The sequence below is a fragment of the Dactylosporangium sp. NPDC050688 genome, from assembly GCF_040654515.1.
Taxonomy (GTDB): Bacteria; Actinomycetota; Actinomycetes; order Mycobacteriales; family Micromonosporaceae; genus Dactylosporangium.
The window spans coordinates 67,775-85,862 of sequence record NZ_JBFAIC010000042.1; the positions used below are offsets into that span (position 1 = coordinate 67,775).

The following is an 18,088-nucleotide window of genomic DNA, read 5'->3' on the forward strand; positions in this document are numbered from 1 at the left end:
TGACCCGCCGCGGCACGGCGGCGGTGCCGGTGCTCACGGCCGCGGTTGCGCCGCCGGTCCGGTGACGCACACGCCTTCGAGCATCAGGTCGATGGAGCGGGTCGCGGCGTCGGCGTCGGCCGTCTCCACCACGCCCTCCACCATCGTGCACAGCAGGGCCAGATCGGCGGGGGCGAGGTCGGCGCGGACGAGGCCCTCCTGCTGGGCGCGGCGCAGCGGTCCGGTGAGTGTGGCGATCATGCGCTGCTGGTACCGGTCGCGGGTGGCCCGGTCCAGCCGGCGCACGTACAGCACCAGCGGGCGCATCGCGATCTGGGTGCGCAGCAGCCCGGCGAGCAGGTCGCGGAAGGCGGCCGGGCGGTCGGCGTTGGCGGCCACGTACGCCTCCAGCCGGGCCAGCTCGTGCGCGACGACGGCGGCGGTCAGCGCCTGCCGGTCCGGGAAGTGCCGGTAGAGGGTCGCCTGGCCGACGCCGGCCCGGCGGGCGATCTCCGGGATCAGCACGGTGGTGCGGCGGCTCAGCATCATCTCGGAGGCGGCCTCGACGATGGCCGCGCGGTTGCGCTGCGCGTCCCGGCGACGCGGCGTCTGGGCTCCGTACAGCACCGGCCACACCCTCCCGAGCGGCATCGCAGCAACACATGTTACCGACAAGTAACGATAATGTCATGAACTTCAAATTCTCGGTACCCGCTTCTACGCTCCCGCCACCGAGGCACCCGCCTGACCGACCCCGCCCCGGCCCACCCCGCCTCCGAAGGAGCGCGCATGGCGAAGCGCCGAACACCCCTGCCCGTCTGCCTGCTGTCCGTGCTCGCCGCCGCCGTGCTCACCGCGGCGGACCCGGCGGCGGCCGCGGCCGCTCCCCCGGCCGCCGCCCCGGTTGCCGCCACCCAGGTCGCCGCGGCCCCCGTGCCGACGACCGGGTTCCGGTTCGTCGACGTCACCGGCTCCGGCGGCGTGGTCCTCAAGGCCAACGTGATCGCCCCGTCCGCCGCCGGCCGGTACCCGGCGATCGTGTTCCCGGCCAGCTGGGGGCTCAACGACCTGGAGTACGTCGCGCAGGCGAGGACCCTGGCCGGCCGCGGCTACGTCGTGGTCTCCTACACCCCGCGCGGCTGGTGGGCCTCCGGCGGCGAGATCGACACCGCCGGGCCGAAGGACATGGCCGACCTGTCGAAGGTCATCGACTGGACGATTGCGAACACCGCCGCCGACCCGTCGCGCATCGGCGCGGCGGGGATCTCCTACGGCGCCGGCATCAGCCTGCTCGGCTCGGCCTTCGACCCGCGCATCCGGGCCGTGGTCATGATGAGCGGCTGGACCGACCTGGTGTACTCGCTGTACGGCGACCAGACCCGCCACCGGCAGTCCGTCGGGCTGCTGCAACTCGCCGCCGCGCTGCTGGGCAACGCGGGCCCGGAGCTGTCCGGCAAGCTCGACGACTTCAACGCCAACCGCAACGTCGCGCAGATCATGGCGTGGGCCGGCGCCCGCTCGGCGGCGACCTACCTCGACGCGATCAACGCCAACCGCCCGGCGGTGCTCATCGCCAACTCGTGGGGCGACTCGATCTTCCCACCCAACCAGCTGGTCGACTTCTACGGCCGGCTGGCCGGTCCGAAGCGCCTCGAGCTGCGCCCCGGCGACCACGCCATCGCCGAGCTGACCGGCGTCGCCGGCCTGCCCAACGCCGTGTGGAGCAGCGCGTACCGCTGGTTCGACCAGTACCTGGCCGGGATCGACACCGGCATCTCCGGCGAGCCAGGGGTGCTCGTGCAGCCGCACAACGCCGCCACCGAGGCCTTTCCCGCGTGGTCCTCGCTCAGCGGGAGTGTCCGCCGGTACGGCCTGGGCCAGATCCGCTGGTGGGACGGCACCGGCCTGCTCGGCGGCGCCCCGAGCACGGGCTGGAGCAAGAGCCTGCCGGCGGAGCTGAACACCACCGCCGACGGCGGGGTCGTGCTGCTCACCAACGGCGCCGCCGCGCTGACCGGCGTCCTGCCGCAGATCTGGCTGCCGACCGTGGACCGGCTGCGCGCCGGGGTGTGGGCCTCCGAGCGGCCCTCGACCCCGCTGCGCATCCGGGGCGTGCCGAAGGTGCACCTGAACCTGACCGGCACCGCCGCGCAGGGCACCGTGGTCGCGTACCTGTACGACCTGGACAGCCTCGGCAACGCCAAGCTCGTCACGCACGCCCCGGTGACGTGGCTCGGCACCGCCGGCGGCAGCCGCAGCGTCGACGTGGCGCTGTCGGCGACCGCGTACGACGTCCCCGCCGGGCACGCGCTGACCCTCGTGGTGGACACGGTCGACCCGCTGTACTACGACGCCAACGCGCCCGGCGGCACGGTCACCGTCGCCGGCGGGTCCTACGTGGACGTGCCGGTCCGCTGACCGCGGCCGGCACCGGCCGGTGCGCCGCCCGCCTCCCGGGCGGCGCACCGGCGACCGGCGCTCAGCCGGTGCTGCGACGGCGTGACCCACGACGCGCGGTGGGTGTCGGCGGCCCGACCCTGCTGCGGGCCGCCGGCGCATACGGTGACGGCATGCTGCGCAAGCTCGCCCTGACCGCCTGCCTCGCCCTGGCCCTCACCGGCTGCAGCTTCCCCGGTGCGGACCCGTTCGGCGCCGGCGACGGCAAGCACATCAAGGTCGCCGTCGAGGAACTCTTCGGCGAGCTGGAGCGCGCCGATTACGCCGCCGCCGCGTCGCACTGGTGCGACGCCGGGCCGGCCGCGACGCCGCCGACCGCCGACGAGCTCAGGGCCGGCTTCGCCGCCTACCCGCGGCCGTGGCAGGTCAAGCCGGTCTCCTCGCGGCACACGCCCGGCGGCACCGGCTTGGTCAACGTGACGCTGACCGACGGCGCGGGCGCCGGGCACCAGTACAACGTCGACTTCACCATGGCCGGTGGGACCATCGAGGTGTGTGACGTGGACACCGGCACCGTCCACATCGACGCGGACGTCTGACGGCCGGCGGTGGAGGGCCCCGGCTATCGTGCCGCGGCATGGGATATGCATTCAGTTTCGACCCGCCGACCGACGAGGGCTACGCCAGCACCCCGTGCGCGTTCAACGGCGAGCAGATGAACTACGTCCGGCTGATCATGATCGAGGCCGGGGCGATCGGCGGGGACGGCTTCGAGCAGGCGCTGGCCACGCCCGGCCTGGAGCCCGGCGAGCAGACGCTGCGGGCGCGGCGCTTCCAGTACAACGAGGGGCACGTCACCGCGGCCGAGGCGGCCTTCGTCGCCGCGCGACTGCGTGCCGCCGTCGAGGCCAAGGTCGCCGGCGAGCTGCTGTCGTTCTACGACGAGCACCCCGGCGTCGAGGAGGTGACGGCGTGGGTCGAGCGGTTCGCGGCCTTCAACGAGCAGGCCGCCGGGCGCGACGGCTACTACATCTGCTGACGCCCCGGGGGCGGGATGGCGGCTGGGCCGTCACCCCGCGCCTACGTCAAGGGGTGACGGCGCGTCACAGGTGCGGGCCGAGCAGGGTCAGGTCCGCCGGGGAGAGCCGGTCCCGCGCGGTCTTCGCCTGGTGCCAGTACGGGTACAGCAGCTTGACGGCGCTGACCTCGTCGAGCCGGTGCCGCTCCTCGTCGCTGAGGACCAGGTCCGCGGCGGCGAGGTTGTCGGCGAGCTGCTCGCTGGTGCGGGCGCCGATGACCAGCGACGTCACCGCGGGCCGGCCGAGGATGTAGGCCAGGGCGACCTGCGCGGCCGACACGCCGTGCCCGGCGCCGATCTCGACGAGCAGCTCGACCGTGTCGTAGAGCTTGTCCTGGTCGTACACCGGCGGCTCGTCCCAGTCGGAGAGGTGCCGGGACCCCGCCGGCGCCTGCTGGCCGCGCCGGTACTTACCCGACAGCAGCCCGCCCGCCAGGGGGCTCCACACCAGCACGCCGAGGCGCTGGTCGACGGCGGCGGGGATCAGTTCGTACTCCGCGTCGCGGGCCTGCAGCGAGTAGTAGATCTGCTGGCTGACCGGGCGCGGCAGGCCGTGCTGCACGGCGGTGCCGACCGCCTTCATCAGCTGCCAGCCCGCGTAGTTGGACAGCCCGACGTAACGGACCTTGCCGGCGCGCACCAGCAGGTCGAGCGCCTCGAACGTCTCCTGCAGCGGGGTGACGCCGTCCCACTCGTGCAGCTGGTAGAGGTCGATGTGGTCGGTGCCGAGCCGGCGCAGGCTCGCCTCGCAGCCGGCGATGACGTGCTGGCGAGACAGCCCGGCGTCGTTGGGGCCGGGCCCCATCGGCATGCGGACCTTCGTGGCGACGAGCACGTCGTCGCGGCGGCCTCGCATCCCGCTGAGCACCTCGCCGACGATGCGCTCCGACTCGCCGGTCGAGTAGACGTCGGCGGTGTCGATGAGGTTGACCCCGGCGTCGAGGCACCGGTCGACCTGGCGGCGGGCCTCCGTCACGTCCGTGGCGCCGACGGCGGCGAAGCCGCCCTTCCCACCGAACGTCATCGTGCCCATCGTGAGCACGGAGACCATGAGACCGGACCGGCCGAGCGCGCGATACTCCACCCGGCCACCCTACCCAGCGGCGGCGGCTCAGCCGCGCAACCGGTCCAGCCCGTCCAGGAGCAGGTCGAGGGTGAACTCGAACTCGACCTGGCTGTCGCACCAGCCCAGGGCCGGGTCCGCCGCGGCGTGGACCTCGGCGGCGACCATCGCGGTCAGGTGCGGCATGCGCTGCGCCATCGCGGCGAGCTCCGCCTCCGTGGCCTCGACGTCCATGCTGCCGCCGGCCGCGGCCGGGCTGAACACCTCCTGCGCGAAACCGAGCGGCATGCTGCCGAACGCGTGCAGCGCCCGGTGCGCCAGGTGGTAGCTGAACCCGCCGCCGACGAGCGTGCCGAGGATCCCGTCGTAATACGCGAACACGGCCGCCGGGACGCTCCGCCGGGTGCCCAGCAGCCCCGGCGCCCACGGGTGGCGCAGCATGACCTCCCGGGCGGCGAGGAACTGCCGGCGCAGCACCTCCCGCCATGGCCCGCCGGTCAGCGGCTCGACCGCGGCGGCGATCTCGCCGACGACGGTCTCGGCGACGCCGTCGAGCAGCGTCTCCTTGTCGGGCAGGTGGTAGTACAGCGACATCGCCTCGACGCCGAGGTCCACGGCGAGCCGGCGCATGGTCAGCGCCTGGATGCCGTGCCCGTCGGCCAGCGCGACCGCCGCCGCGAGGACGCGCTCGCGGCTGAGCGGCGGCCGGGTCGCCTTGCGTGCCACCGGTGCTCCCTTCACCTCTTGCCGCTACCTTACAACGTATGGTTACCTTACGAGGTAAGGTTGTCCTGGCCTGCGAAGGAAGCCCCTCATGCATCCGCTGATCCGCACCGCCCGCGTCACCGGCCTGCTCTATCTCGGCCTCGCCGTCACCGGCGGGCTCGGGTTCCTGCTCGTGCGCTCGCGACTGTTCGTCGACGGCGACCCGGCGGCGACCCTGGCCAACCTTGTGGCGCACGAGTCGCTGGCCCGCACCGGCGTCGCCCTGGAGCTGCTCGTCGTGCTCACCCAGGCGCTCGCCGCGGTGTGGTTCCACCGGCTGTTCCGCACCGCGCACGGGACGGCGGCGGCCGGCATCGCCGCGTTCGGCCTGGTCAACGCGGTGCTGATCCTCGTCAGCGCGGCGCTGCTAGGTGCGGCGGTGCAGCTGGCCGGCGACCCGTTCGGCGACGCGGCGGCGGGTGTGCAGCTGCTGTACCTGGTGAGCGGCGGCCTGTGGAGCGCGGGCGGGATCTTCTTCGGGCTGTGGCTGATCCCGATGGGCTGGTGCGTGCTGCGGTCGGGGTGGATGCCGCGCGCGCTCGGCTGGATCCTGGTGGCCGGCGGCGTCGGGTACGTGCTCGCCGCGTTCCTCGGTTACCTCACGCCCGGGCTGGCAGGAGCCGGGGACCTGCTGGTGGTGCCGGCGACGGTCGGTGAGCTGTGGATGGTCGGCTACCTGCTGGTCCGCGGCGTGCGCCGGCCCGCCCTGGAGCCCGCCCTGGAGCCCGGCACCGAGCCCGCGGCGGCGTGACGGCGCGGTGTTCAATGATGGGCATGGAATCGTTGCTGCCGGTCGTGGTGCTCCTGCCGTTCATCCTCGTGCTGCTGGTCGTGGGCAGCGGCCGCCGCGCCGCCGCCGACCATCAGGCCCGCCGGCTGGCCGCGATCGAGCGCAAGCTGGACCTGGTCATCGCCCACCTCGGCCTGCGCGAGGACGAGCCCGACGCCGTCATGCTGGAGCTCCTCGCCGGCCGCAAGGTGCATGCCGTCAAGGCGTACCGCGAAGCGACGGGCGCGAGCCTGTTGGAGGCCAAGAACGCCGTCGATGCCATCGCCAGGCAGCACGGCATCGCCTGAGCGGCCCGCCCGTCGCGGCTCAGCTGTAGTCGAGCGAGAAGCTGTTGCAGGTGAACGAGGAGCGGCCGGCGGTGCCGGTCAGCTCGAAGCCGAACTGGACCTGGCCCACGGTCACGTCACCCCACCAGCCCTGCGTGCGCAGCCAGTTCATGACCGCGAGGACGTCGACGGTACCGGACGCGGTGGTGCTGGTGCGCACGAACGAGAACACGGCGTTGGCGCCGTTCGAGCCGCGGTACACGTTCCAGGTGTGCCCGCCGACGGCGACGTTGCGGGCGTTGGGCACCGCCCCGTGACGAGCACGCCGGTGGCGGCCGCGCCGATCGTCGCGGCGGACAGGGCAACTGCGGTGCGCCTACGCATACCCGCACGACCTTCCTTGAGGCAGGCCGCCCCACGGACCGCAATTGGCAGAGTGAGTGACCTGTGTCGATGCGCTTCGACACGGCAAGCTAGCCCCGCCCGTCACCGCGGTCAACCGCGGCCGCCCCCGCCACCGTCCGGGCCGTGAAAGTTTCCGCGGTCGCGCCACGGCGGGCCGGCGCGGGCTGCGGCCGCGCCGGCCGTTTTCATGGCAAGGGGGTCAGGCCGGCACTGGGGCCGGGGCCGGGGTGAGGCGGCCGCCGGTGAGGTCGTACACGGCGTCGACGTGTTCGAGGCCGTCCCGGCGGTGGGTGAGCAGCAGCACCGCACGGCCCGTCGCCGCGGTGAGCAGGTCGGTCATCAGCGCCGCCGCCTCCTGCTCGTCGAGGCCCTCGGTCGGCTCGTCCAGGACCAGCAGCGCCGGGCCGGCGAGCAGCGCGCGGGCCATCGCGAGGCGCCGCCGCTGGCCGCCGGAGATCGTGGCGCCGCCCTCGCCGAGCCAGGTGTCCAGCCCGTCGGGCAGGCCGGCGAGCCACGGGCCGAGGTGGGCGGCCGCGAGGGCGGCGCGCAGGTCGGCGTCGGTGGCGGCGGGCCGGGCCAGGGCCAGGTTCTGCCGGACGGTGGTGGCGAACACGTGGTCCGCCGCGTCGCCGACCATGCCGACCGTGCGGCGCAGCACCGGGTCGGGCAGGTCGCGCAGGTCGGTGCCGCCCAGCAGGATCCGGCCGCCGCGCGGGTCGAGCATCCGCACCAGCACGGCCGCGAGGGTCGACTTGCCGCTGCCGGACGCGCCGAGCACCGCGACCCGCCGCCCCGGCGGCAGCCGCAGCTCGAGGCCGTCGATGACCGCCGGCCGCGCCGGGTCCCAGCCCGCGGTGAGCCCTTCGACCGACACCGTGACGTCCTCGCCGGTGCCGCCCGCGGCCTCGGTACGCGCCGGCGCGGCGAGGCCTGGCTGCGCGGCGCGGCTTGCCTGCGCACCAGGGCTCGGCGCCGCGGCGGGGCGCGGCTGTGCGGCGAGGCTCGGTGCTGCGGCGGGGCTTGGCTGCGCGGCGGGGCTCGGTGCCGCGGCGGGGCGCGGCTGTGCGGCGAGCGCGGCGAGGCGGCGGCGGGCACCGGCCGCGGCGCGCCGGGCGACGGCCGCGGCGGGCAGGGTCAGCACGGGTTCGGCGAGGGCGACCGCGCCGAGCAGCAGGATCGCGGCGGTCTCGGCCGGGTGCCGGCCGGTGCTGGCGACGGCCAGGGCGGTGCCGACGACGGCGACGCCGCAGCCCAGGTGGGCCAGGGCCGCCGCGGCGCCGGCCGTGGCCGCGGCGCCGGACTCCAGGCGGGACAGGGCCTGGCTGCGCCGGTCCGGGACGGCGAGCGCGGCCGCGGCGCCGCGCACCGCGAGGTCCTCGACGCCCTCGACGGTCTCCACGACGGCGTCGCGCAGCCGGGCGCGGGCTCGGCCGGTGGCGGCGTCGGTCCGGTCCGCGTGCCGGGCGGCCAGCCACGGCGCCAGCCCGCCCGCCACGGCGGCGCCCGCGGCGAGGGCGGCGGCGACCGGCAGCGAGACCAGCGCGGCCACGGCCACGGCCACGGCGGTCGCGCCCCAGGCGGCGTACGCGGGCAGCCTTCCCCGCAGCACCCCGTCGACCCGGCCGTCCACGTCGTCGACGACCCTGGTGAGCAGGTCGCCGCGGCGGTGCAGGGCCGGGCCGGGCACCCGCGGGATCAGGTCGGCGTACACCTCGGCCCGCCACGTCCCGAGCCGGGCGAACGCGACCTCGTGCGAGACGAGCCGTTCGAGGTACCGCAGCAGCGGCCGGGCGACGGCGCTGCCGCGTACCAGGACGACGGCCGCGGACAGGGTCAGCACCGGCGGCAGCCCGGCGGCCCGGACGATCAGCCACGTCGCGGCGCCGGTGAGGGTGATGCCGGCCAGCCAGGACGCCGCCCCGAGCGCGACCGCCGTGACGGGCCGCCGCCCCGCCGCCCGCACCAGGCCGAGCCCGCCGCCCGCCCGCGACGACCGATCCGGCTCCCCGCCCACGGTCGCGGCTCCGGCCACCGCAGGCCCACCCACCGTCGCGGCTCCGGCCACCGCAGGCCCGGCCGCGGTCAACGGCAGACCGGCGTCTTCCACCGGTACAGCGGCGGCGGGCGGCGGGGTGATCAGCACGGTGCGGTCGGCGGCGGCGAGCACCGCGGGCCGGTGCGCGACGACCAGCACCGCGCAGCCCCGCTCGGCCAGGGCCCGCAGCTCGCCGATGACGAGGCGTTCGGCGGCCGCGTCCAGGTGGGCGGTCGGCTCGTCCAGCAGCACCACAGCCGGGCCGGTGGCGGCCTGCCGCAGCAGCCGGGCGAGGGCGAGCCGCTGCCGCTGGCCCGAGGAGAGGCCCTGGCCGCGCTCGCCGAGCGGGGCCAGCAGCCCGCCCGGCATGGCGAGCACCTCCGCGTCGAGCCCGACCGTCCGCAGCGCGTCGAGGAGCACGCCGTCGCCGGGGCGTTCCTCGTCGTCGAGCGTGACCGCCTCGGCCACGGTCCGCGCGTGCGGCAGGGTCGGGTCCTGCGGCAGGTACAGGGGACGGCCGCCGACCTCGAAGCTGCCGGCCAGCACCGGCTGCAGCCCCGCCAGCACCCGCAGCGTCGTGGTCTTCCCCGCCCCGGACGGCCCGCGCAGCCCGACGAACTCTCCACTGTGGACGGTGAGTGACGGCAGCGACAGCGCGTCGACGGCCGTCCCGGCGTGCCGGACCCGCAGCCCCGCCGCCACGACACCCGGCGCGTCGTCACCCGCGGCCGGCGGCGGAGCGCTCCCGCCGGCCGGGGTCAGGATCTCGTCGACGTCGGCGATGACGGCGCCCGCGTCGGCGCTGGCGTGGAAGCGGGCCGCGACCTCGCGCAGCGGCCGGTACGCCTCCGGGGCGAGCAGGATGACCAGCAGCGCCGGGCCGAGGTCGAGCCGGCCCGCGGCGACCCGCAGCCCCGCCTCGACCGCGACCAGCCCGACGGACAGCGTGCCGACCAGGTCCAGCGCGGTCGAGGAGAGGAACGCGACCCGCAGCACCCGCACGGTCGCCGCGCGGTGCCCGTCGGTCATCCGGCGCACGGCAGCGATCTGGCGTTCGGCGCGGCCGTAAAGGCGCAGCGTCGCGATGCCGCGCACGGCGTCGAGGAAGTGCCCGGCCAGGCGCGCGCCGGCCTGCCAGCGGTCCTGGGCGCGCCGCTGGGTGGCCCAGCCGATGAGGGCGCCGAGCAGCGGCACCAGCGGCAGGGTCACCAGCACGATCAGGGCCGAGGCAGGGTCGGCGACGAGCATGGTGGCCACCACGAGCGGCGGCAGGGCCACCCCGAGGACCAGCGACGGCAGGTACCCGCTGAACCACGGCCGCAGCGCGTCGAGGCCGCCGCCGAGCACGGCGACGAGCCGGCCGGTGCCGTACCCGGCGACCCAGGCGGGCCCGCGGCGCAGCGCCGCGTGCAGCACCGAGCGGCGCAGCTCGTCGGTGACCCGGGCGGCGGTGCGGTGCCCGGCCACCTGCTCGGCCCAGGTGAGGGCGGCCCGGGCGGCGTACACCCCGGCGAGCGCGGCGAGCGGCCCGGCACCGACGGCACGGGGTCCGGGGCCGGCGAGGGTGACGACGATGCCGGTGAGGATCACGGCGAGCGCCACCGTGGCGGCGGCCTGGGCGGCACCGATCGTGGCGAGCACGGCGATCCCGGCCCGGCTGGAACGGGCGTGCCGCAACAGCCGCGGGTCGACCGGCCCGCGCGCGACCCGCCCGCGCACGCCGCCCCCTGGACCGCTCACGAGGCGACCCGTTCGCTGGCGACGCGGTGGCGGAAGACGCGGTACGACCACGCCTGGTACACCAGCACCCCCGGCAGCACGACGACCCCGGCGGCGCTGATCAGCCGCAGTGTGGAGCCGGTCGCAGCGGCGTCGTGCATGGTGAGGGAGAAGGCGCCGGACAGGGTGCTGGGCAGCACGACGTCGCCGTTGGCGGTGAGCGCGGCCACCACGGCCCCGGCGACGGCGGCGGCGGTCAGCGCGAACGACGCCGCCTCCCACCGCGTCCCCGGCCGGCGGGCCAGCACGGCCAGCCCGGCGAGGGCCAGCGCGGCGACGGAGGCGACGGCGGCGGTGCCGGCCGCCCCGGTCAGGGCCGCGCCGCCGGCGGCGAGCAGCGCGACGGTGGCGCCGGCCAGGGAGACCCGGCGGGCCAGCAGCGCGGCCCGGCGGCGCACCGGGCCGGTGGTGCGCAGCGTCAGGAACGTGGCGCCGAGCAGCACCGCGGCGGTCAGGGCGAGCAGCGCGCCGAGGGCGGCGGCCGGGGTGAGCAGCGGCGCGAGGGTGCGGCCGAGCCCGCCGCCGGTGACCTCGCCGCCCGCGTCGAGCGCGAGGCCGCGCACGAAGACGGTCAGCACGGCGCCCCACAGCAGCACGACCCCGGCGGAGCAGGCGGCGAGGACGGCGTCGCAGCGGCGGCGCCAGCGCGGGTCGTCGTGCTTGCCGCGGAACTCCAGGGCCACGCCGCGCCCGGCGAGCAGCAGCAGGATCGCCACCATCGGCAGGTACAGGCCGGACAGCAGGGCCGCGTACCAGCCGGGGAAGGCGGCGAAGGTGACGCCGATCGCGGCGACCAGCCACACCTCGTTGCCGTCCCAGAACGGGCCGATGGTACGCACGGCGGCGGCGCGTTCGTGCTCGTCGCGGCCGAGCAGCGGGCTGAGCAGGCCGACGCCGAAGTCGAAGCCCTCCAGGACGAAGAACAGCACCCAGCAGAGCACGATCAGGGCGTACCAGATGACGACGAGATCCATGGGAGCCTCCTCAGTAACTCAGGGCCGGTTCGGCGGCGGCTTCCTCGGCCGCGCGGGGCGGGCCGAGCGGGCGGCGCACGAGGTGGCGCACCAGGCGCAGCCAGACGACCGCGAGGATGCCGTAGACGGCGGCGAAGCCGAGCAGGGACGCGAGCACCTCGCCGCTGGTGAGGCCCGGGGAGATGCCGTCGGCGACCTTCGTCAGGCCGAACGCGATCCACGGCTGCCGGGCGGTCTCGGTGAAGATCCAGCCGAGGCTGTTCGCGGCGGCCGGCAGCAGCGGCAGCAGCGGCGCGGCCCGCACGATCCAGCCGGCGGGGCGCCGGCCGCGGCGGGTGCGCCACAGGTAGAGGGCGGCGAACAGCATCGCGAGCATGCCGGCGCCGATCATCGCGCGGAACGTCCAGAACGCCACCGGGACCATCGGGATGTAGCTGCCGGCGCCGTATGCGGCGCTGTACTGCGCCTGCAGGTCGTCGATGCCGGCGACGGTGGCGTTCGGGTCGCCGTAGGCGAGGATCGACAGCAGGTACGGGATCTCGACGCTGAAGAACGGCTCGCCGCCGTCGGGGCCGCCGACCGCGAACAGGGAGAACGGCGCGCCGGTCGTGGTGGAGTAGAGGGCCTCGGCGGCGGCCATCTTCATCGGCTGCACCTGGGTGATGACCTTGCCGAGGTGGTCGCCGGTGACGGCGGTGAGCGCGCCGCCGGCCACGGTCATCCAGGCGCCGACCCGGGCCAGGGTACCGAAGGCGGCGGCGTCACCGTCCTCAAGCGGCTGGCGGCGTGGCCAGGCGCGCCAGGCGCCGACGGCGAGCAGCAGCGCGCCGCCGACCATCACGGCCCCGGCCGTGGTGTGCGGGAACGCGGCGAGGTTGACCTCGTTGAGCAGCAGCTCGCGGAAGCTGGTGAGGTGGGCGCGGCCGGTGACCGGGTCGAGCTCGTAGGCGACCGGGTGCTGCATGAACGAGTTCGCGGCCAGGATGATGAACGCCGACAGCAGCGTGCCCACGGCGACCACCACGATGGTGGCGAGGTGGACCCGGCGGGACAGCCGGTCCCAGCCGAAGTACCACAGGGCCAGGAACGTCGCCTCGAGGAAGAACGCCAGCATGCCCTCGATGGCGAGGGTCGGGCCGAACACGTCGCCGTAGAAGCGGGCGAAGCCGCTCCAGGCCAGGCCGAACTGGAACTCCTGGACCAGGCCGGTGACCACGCCGACGGCGAAGGTGACGATCAGCAGCTTGCCGACGAGCAGCGTCAGCTGCCGGTACCGGTCCTGGCCGGTGCGCATCCAGGCGATCTGCAGCCCGGCGGTGGCCGCGGACAGGCTGATCGACAGCGGCACGAACAGGTAGTGGTAGATCGTGACGACGGCGAACTGCAGCCGGGTCAGGTCGAGCACGTCGAGTCCCATTGACTCCCCCATCTACGACACGTCGTAGTAGATACTACGTGCCGTAGTACGACGCGGACCGTAATTCGGATTACACTTGGGGCATGGCCGGACTGGGAGATCTTGAGCGTGAGGTCATGGCGCGCCTGTGGGACGCCGGCGAGCCGCTGACGGTCCGCCAGGTGCACGAGCGGCTCGACCCGGACCGCGGCCTGGCGTACACGACCGTGATGACCGTGCTGGACCGGCTGGCCAAGAAGGGCGTGGTCACCCAGCAGAAGGCGGACCGCGCCTACCGGTACGCGGCGGCGCAGACCCGCGAGGAGATGACCGCGGCGCTCATGCTCGACGCGCTCAGCGCCGCACCGGACGGCGCGGCCCGCGACGCGGCCCTGGCCCACTTCGTCGGCCGGGTCGGCCCGGCCGGTGCCGCCGCGCTCGCCGCCGCACTGAAGGCCGCCGAAGGCCGGTGACCGCGCTCCTGCTGGGCGCGCTCGGCCTCACCCTGTCGCTGGTCGTGCCCGGTCCCCTGGCGCGGGCGCGCTGGACGGCGCGGGCGCCCGGCGCCGCCGTCGTGCTCTGGCAGTCGGTCACGCTGACCGCCGTGCTGTGTGCCCTCGGCGTCGTGCTCGCCGGGCCCGAGGAGCTGGTGCGGGCCCGCGGCGCCGACCAGACCCTGGCCGTGGCGGCGCTCGTCACGGCGCTGGCGGTGGCCGCCGTCATCGTCGTGCGGCTGCTCGTGTCGGTCGGGCTGGTCGCGTACCGGTCCAGGGTCCGCCGCGCCCGGCACCGCCTGATCGCCGACCTGCTCGACCGGGCCGAGGAGCACGCGTCCTTCGACGCCGAGGTGCCCGCCGGCGCGCTGCGGGTGCTCGACGGCGGGCTGCCGTTCGCGTACTGCGTCCCGGGCCGCTCGCCGCGCATCGTGCTGAGCCAGGGCACGCTGCGGGTGCTGGACCCACCGCAGGTGACGGCGGTGCTCGCGCACGAGCGGGCGCACCTGCGGGCCCGCCACGACGTGGTGATGGAGTCCTTCACCGCCTTCTACCGGGCGGTGCCGGCCCCGCTGCGCAGCCGCGCCCCGCTCGACGCGGTGCACCTGCTGCTGGAGGGCCTCGCCGACGACGCGGCCCGCCGCCGGCACGGCACCGCGCCGCTGCGGGAGGCGCTGCAGGCGCTCGGCGGGACGGTCGGCGACCTGGAGCTCGACGGCGACGGCCGCGACACCGAGCGGGAGCGCCGATGGCGGCTGGACCGGCTCGCACCGGACGCGCCGGGCACGGACGGGCGGCTCAGCGCGGCCGTCTACGCCCTCGCCGCCGCGATCCTCGTCCTGCCCACGATCCTGCTCGTGGTGCCGTGGCTGGACCAGGCGCTGCACACCTGGCCCCTGTGATCTGCGCTCCGCCGCGGGACGTCACACCGCGACGGTCAGGCGGATCGTGACGGTGTCGCCGAGCTCGATCTCCTCGGCCCGGCGCACCCGGTCCTTCAGCGGCACGACGTAGCCGCCGTCCTTGGGGAACAGCGACGTCTTCCAGTGCGTGCCGCCGATGCGTGCCGCGACCGGGACCATCCCCCAGCCGTACGTGACCAGGCCCGCGGCGGCCTGCAGCGCGGCGCACTCGTCGGCGGGCACGGTCACGAAGTGGAACGGTGACGGGCCGCGCCAGAACCACACCTCGCCGCTGAACTCCAGGTCCACCGGACCACAGTAGAGCTCAGCGCCGCCGGCCGTGCTGCGCGCGCCGCGCCAGCGGCGCGTTGTCCATGATGACCACGCACTTGTGCTCCAGGCGCAGCCAGCCCCGGGCGGCGTAGTCGGCGAGCACCTTGTTCACCGACTCGCGGGAGGCGCCGACGAACTGCGCCAGCTCCGACTGGGTGAGGTCGTGCACGACCCGGGTGGCGCCGCCCTCGGCGACGCCGAAGCGCTGCGAGAGCTGGATGAGCCGGCTGGCGACCCGGCCGGGCACGTCGCTGAAGAGCCGGTCGTCGACGGCCGCGCGGTGCCCGCGGATGCCGCGGGCGATCACCCGCAGCAGCTGCTCCGCCACGTGCGGGTACAGGGCGACCCACCGGTCCAGGACCGGCTTGGGCAGCACGGCGAGGCGGGCGTCGGACACGACGGTGGCGGCGGCGGCGCGCGGGCCGCCGTCGAGCAGCTCGAAGTCGCCGAAGTGGTCGGTCGGGCCGAGCAGCGCCATGAGCCCCTCGCGGCCGTCGCGGGCGCGGCGGCTGAGTTTCACCTTGCCGCTCAGCACGATGTACAGCCGGTCACCGGGGTCGCCCTCGGTGAACAGCACCGTGCCGCGCTCGGCGTGGACCGGCTCGAACTCGGCGGCGAGCGCCGCGGCCGCGCCCGGGTCGATGCTGCGGAACAGGTCTGTGGAGCGCAGCACCGGGTCGGCGGCGAGCCCGGTGGCCGCGGTGCTGGGTGGAAACGTCAGGACCATGTGCCCTCCCCAAGCCGAGCGGTACTGAGTACCATTGTGACGGTACCGGATACCGAAACCGGAAAGCAACAGCTCAGAGCGGATGCGCGAGGATGGGACCGTGACCGGGATTCCTGTACGAGACCGTCTTGTCGATGCCGCCCTCGAACTGTTCGACGAGCGTGGCTACGAGCAGACGACGGCCGACGACATCGCCGACCGCGCGGGCGTCGGGCGGACCACCCTCTTCCGCCACTACCGGTCGAAGGAGGACGTGATCTTCCCGGATCACGACCGGCTCCTCGCGGCCGTCAAGGACCGCCTCGCCACGTCGAGCGCCGACACCGCGATCGTGGCCGTGACCGAGGCCGTGCGGCTGGTGCTGCTGCGGTACGTCGAAGAGGACGGCCGGGCCCGCCGGCGCTACGCGCTCACCAGCCGCATCTCGACGCTGCGCGACCGGGAGATCGCCAGCGTCGCGCGGTACCAGCGGCTGTTCCGGGAGTTCATCGCCGAGTGGATGGGGCCCGCCCCCGGCGCGGCGCTGCGGGCCGAGCTGATGGCCGCCGCCGTGGTGTCCGCCCACAACCACGTGCTGCGGCGGTGGCTGCGGCGCGACACCACCGAGCCGGCCGCCGAGCTCGACGCGGCCATGGCCCAGGTCGTGGCGCTGTTCGCGGGCCCAGAGCCGGCCGCCGGCGCCGCCGGGCCCGACGGCGGCAACGGTGTCGGCAACGGTCTCGGCAACGGTGTCGGCAACGGCAGTGGTGGTAACGGCAACGGCGGCACCGCGGTGATCGTGCTGCACGACCAGCGCGACCCCGAGTACGTGGCCGCCGCGATCCGGCGGGCGCTGCAGGAGGCCTGAGCACCCGCCGGCGCGGGAAAGGCGGGCGCCGCAGGGGGCCTGAACGCCCGCCGGCGTGGGTCAGGCGGCGGTGCAGCCCGTCGCGGCGAGCCCGGTCGCCGAGCCGGTGCCCTGGAAGCCGAACTCGGTGGAGGCGCCCGCGCCCAGGGCCCCGTTCCAGGTGGCGTTGGTGACCGTGGTGCCGGACAGCCGGCCGTTCCACAGGTTGGTGATCGCGCCGTTGGGCAGCGCGAGGCGCACGCTCCAGCCGGACATCGGTGCGGCGCCGGCGGTCACCCTGACGGAGGCGACGAAGCCGCCGTCCCACGCGTTCTGCACGGTGGCGACGGCCGTGCAGCCCTGCCCGGGCGGCGGCGACACCGGCCCGGACGGCGACGCCGACGCGGACGGGGACACCGACACCGACGGGGAGACGGACGCCGACGGGGAGACCGAACGCGAGGGCGACGGGGACTCGCCGTCGGCGAGGACCGGGGTCTGCCAGTCGCTCCAGTCCGACAGCCGGCCGAGCGCCCGGCTGGAGATGCGGATCGCGCCCGGCTCGTTGCCGGTGCGCAGCAGGTACTTCGCGATGTGCTGCTGCAGCGGTGTGCGCCACTCGGGCCGGTTGGCGCAGTGGGTGCCGTCCTGCACGTCGGACCAGTAGGTGATGTTCGCGCCGGCGCCGAGCGCCTTGTACACCTCGGCGCCGCCGAGCGCGGCCACGCTCGCCGATCTGGGGCCGAGGTTGGCGATGTGCGGGTTGTCCATGACGAACAGCCCGCGCGGCGCGACCATCGCGACCATCTCGTGCGTGTCGACCGGCAGCCGGTTCGGGTTGCCGGTGAACGTGCCGAAGGCGTCGCCGAGCCAGGGCTGCTCGCCGTACGCGCTGCTGAGGCTCTGCGCGCCCTCCCCCGGGATGCCGCGGAAGATCGGCACACCGGCGCTGCCGGACTCGATCGGCATGGTCAGCGCGATGCGCTGGTCGAACGCGCCGACGACGAACGCGCCCTTGCCGAAGCGGGAGCAGCCGGTGACGCCCATGGCGTCGGCCTTGAGGATCCGCCCGTCGGACTGGGCGACGACGTCGATGATGCGGCTCACGCCCCACGCCCACGCCATCAGCAGGCCGGTGCTGCTGGTCGCGCCGTAGATGCTGTAGAACGCGCCCTGCTTGTTGGTCCGCGGGGTGCCTTCCTTGCCGACCGCGTACGGGTCGTAGCTGATGACGGCGGCGCCGGCGGCCTTGATGGCGGCCGTGTCTGCGCCGAAGCCGCCGAGGACGACGACGGCGGGGAACGGGCCGGTGCCGCCGGGCAGCTCGACCCGCGCGGAGAAGCTCGAGCTGCGGCCGTTGTGGGTGACGTTGACGGCGACGCCGGTGCTGGACACGGTGCCGGTGACGCTCTGCGGCTTCGCGGGTTTCTCGCCGTAGACGAACTTCTCCGCCAGCCGCTTCACCTCCTCCCGCCGGCACCGCCAGTCGGACTTCGTGGCGATGCGGCTGCCGTCGAGGCGCTTGAACGGGTCGGGCAGCTTCGCGTTGGTCGGCAGGGCACCGGCGTCGGGCAGCGCCGGCACGGGGCAGTCGGCGCCCTCGTCCTCGACGGTGGAGGTGAGGGCCGCCTCCGCGGTGCCGGCGAGCGTCGCGACGGTGAGCCCGCCGGCGAAGGTCGCGGCGGCGGTGAGCACCACGGCGGCGAGGCGGAGTCTGGAACGGGGCGGTCTGATGGTCATCGGTGTCTCCCATCGGGCGGGGTGGCGCGCCGCGACGAGCGTGGCAGAAATCGATCGCGGTCATCGAGGAAATGTTTCCAAACACCCCGATGTCGCAGGTCGCACCGCCGGGGGGCGTGTACCTTGCACGCCCGGCGGC

18 protein-coding genes are annotated in these 18,088 nt (G+C 75.2%); 8 read left to right on the plus strand and 10 right to left on the minus strand.

The features are described 5' to 3' along the window. Positions 1-33 precede the first annotated feature (33 nt). Entirely contained in the window at positions 34-606 is a 573-nt protein-coding gene (locus tag AB0H83_RS32300) for a helix-turn-helix domain-containing protein (RefSeq protein WP_360101623.1), read from the minus strand. Positions 607-768: 162 nt separating this feature from the next. Between AB0H83_RS32300 and AB0H83_RS32305 the strand changes: the two genes are divergently transcribed. The 3 genes from AB0H83_RS32305 (at position 769) to AB0H83_RS32315 (ending at position 3,415) form a co-directional block, all read left to right on the plus strand. Continuing rightward, on the plus strand, positions 769-2,397 hold the full coding sequence (locus AB0H83_RS32305) for a CocE/NonD family hydrolase (protein WP_360101625.1): 1,629 nt from the start codon (positions 769-771) through the stop codon (positions 2,395-2,397). A gap of 152 nt (positions 2,398-2,549) precedes the next feature. Further along, entirely contained in the window at positions 2,550-2,975 is a 426-nt protein-coding gene (locus AB0H83_RS32310) for a hypothetical protein (RefSeq protein WP_360101627.1), read from the plus strand. A 38-nt stretch (positions 2,976-3,013) separates the two neighbouring features. Beyond that, entirely contained in the window at positions 3,014-3,415 is a 402-nt protein-coding gene (locus tag AB0H83_RS32315) for a hypothetical protein (protein WP_360101629.1), read from the plus strand. Between the two features lie 64 nt (positions 3,416-3,479). Here AB0H83_RS32315 and AB0H83_RS32320 read toward each other — a convergent pair whose 3' ends face one another. Next, on the minus strand, positions 3,480-4,538 hold the full coding sequence (locus tag AB0H83_RS32320) for an aldo/keto reductase (protein ID WP_360101631.1): 1,059 nt from the start codon (positions 4,536-4,538) through the stop codon (positions 3,480-3,482). A 27-nt stretch (positions 4,539-4,565) separates the two neighbouring features. Continuing rightward, complete coding sequence (locus AB0H83_RS32325) at positions 4,566-5,243, minus strand: TetR/AcrR family transcriptional regulator C-terminal domain-containing protein (protein WP_360101633.1); 678 nt, start codon at positions 5,241-5,243, stop codon at positions 4,566-4,568. 88 nt (positions 5,244-5,331) lie between these two features. Between AB0H83_RS32325 and AB0H83_RS32330 the strand changes: the two genes are divergently transcribed. Both AB0H83_RS32330 and AB0H83_RS32335 read left to right on the plus strand, forming a co-directional pair. After that, positions 5,332-6,033, plus strand: a complete 702-nt coding sequence (locus AB0H83_RS32330; RefSeq protein ID WP_360101635.1) for a DUF4386 domain-containing protein — start codon at positions 5,332-5,334, stop codon at positions 6,031-6,033. A gap of 23 nt (positions 6,034-6,056) precedes the next feature. Next, positions 6,057-6,359, plus strand: coding sequence for a hypothetical protein (locus AB0H83_RS32335; RefSeq protein ID WP_360101637.1), 303 nt, complete (start codon positions 6,057-6,059; stop codon positions 6,357-6,359). Positions 6,360-6,378: 19 nt separating this feature from the next. On the opposite strand, the gene AB0H83_RS32340 is transcribed toward AB0H83_RS32335, so the two are convergent. The 4 genes from AB0H83_RS32340 to AB0H83_RS32355 all read right to left on the minus strand — a co-directional run bounded on the left by AB0H83_RS32340 (position 6,379) and on the right by AB0H83_RS32355 (position 12,948). After that, positions 6,379-6,645: a hypothetical protein gene (locus AB0H83_RS32340; protein ID WP_360101639.1), complete on the minus strand. Its 267-nt coding sequence runs from the start codon at positions 6,643-6,645 to the stop codon at positions 6,379-6,381. 297 nt (positions 6,646-6,942) lie between these two features. Beyond that, positions 6,943-10,518 (minus strand): thiol reductant ABC exporter subunit CydD, encoded by a 3,576-nt coding sequence (cydD, locus tag AB0H83_RS32345; protein ID WP_360101641.1) that lies wholly within the window; start codon positions 10,516-10,518, stop codon positions 6,943-6,945. Next, the gene (cydB, locus tag AB0H83_RS32350) at positions 10,515-11,531 is read right to left on the minus strand and encodes a cytochrome d ubiquinol oxidase subunit II (protein WP_360101643.1); all 1,017 of its coding nucleotides are present in this window, start codon (positions 11,529-11,531) and stop codon (positions 10,515-10,517) included. The genes cydD and cydB overlap by 4 nt, the downstream gene beginning before the upstream one ends. A 10-nt stretch (positions 11,532-11,541) precedes the next feature. After that, positions 11,542-12,948, minus strand: a complete 1,407-nt coding sequence (locus tag AB0H83_RS32355) for a cytochrome ubiquinol oxidase subunit I (RefSeq protein WP_360101645.1) — start codon at positions 12,946-12,948, stop codon at positions 11,542-11,544. Between the two features lie 83 nt (positions 12,949-13,031). Here AB0H83_RS32355 and AB0H83_RS32360 point away from each other — a divergent pair, with 83 nt between their 5' ends. After that, positions 13,032-13,400 carry a BlaI/MecI/CopY family transcriptional regulator gene (locus AB0H83_RS32360; RefSeq protein WP_033363857.1) on the plus strand — a complete coding sequence of 123 codons (369 nt, stop codon included), beginning with the start codon at positions 13,032-13,034 and terminating at the stop codon, positions 13,398-13,400. After that, a complete protein-coding gene (locus tag AB0H83_RS32365) occupies positions 13,397-14,323 on the plus strand; it encodes a M56 family metallopeptidase (RefSeq protein WP_360101647.1) in 927 nt (308 codons plus the stop codon). The genes AB0H83_RS32360 and AB0H83_RS32365 overlap by 4 nt, the downstream gene beginning before the upstream one ends. Before the next feature lie 21 nt (positions 14,324-14,344). On the opposite strand, the gene AB0H83_RS32370 is transcribed toward AB0H83_RS32365, so the two are convergent. Beyond that, entirely contained in the window at positions 14,345-14,632 is a 288-nt protein-coding gene (locus tag AB0H83_RS32370; protein ID WP_360101649.1) for a DUF1905 domain-containing protein, read from the minus strand. Between the two features lie 16 nt (positions 14,633-14,648). Next, entirely contained in the window at positions 14,649-15,383 is a 735-nt protein-coding gene (locus AB0H83_RS32375; RefSeq protein ID WP_360101651.1) for a Crp/Fnr family transcriptional regulator, read from the minus strand. A gap of 100 nt (positions 15,384-15,483) precedes the next feature. On the opposite strand from AB0H83_RS32375, the gene AB0H83_RS32380 reads away from it, so the two are divergent. Next, positions 15,484-16,230 (plus strand): TetR family transcriptional regulator, encoded by a 747-nt coding sequence (locus tag AB0H83_RS32380; protein ID WP_360101653.1) that lies wholly within the window; start codon positions 15,484-15,486, stop codon positions 16,228-16,230. Positions 16,231-16,290: 60 nt separating this feature from the next. Here AB0H83_RS32380 and AB0H83_RS32385 read toward each other — a convergent pair whose 3' ends face one another. Beyond that, positions 16,291-17,949 carry a cellulose binding domain-containing protein gene (locus AB0H83_RS32385; RefSeq protein ID WP_360101655.1) on the minus strand — a complete coding sequence of 553 codons (1,659 nt, stop codon included), beginning with the start codon at positions 17,947-17,949 and terminating at the stop codon, positions 16,291-16,293. Between the last annotated feature and the right edge of the window lie 139 nt (positions 17,950-18,088).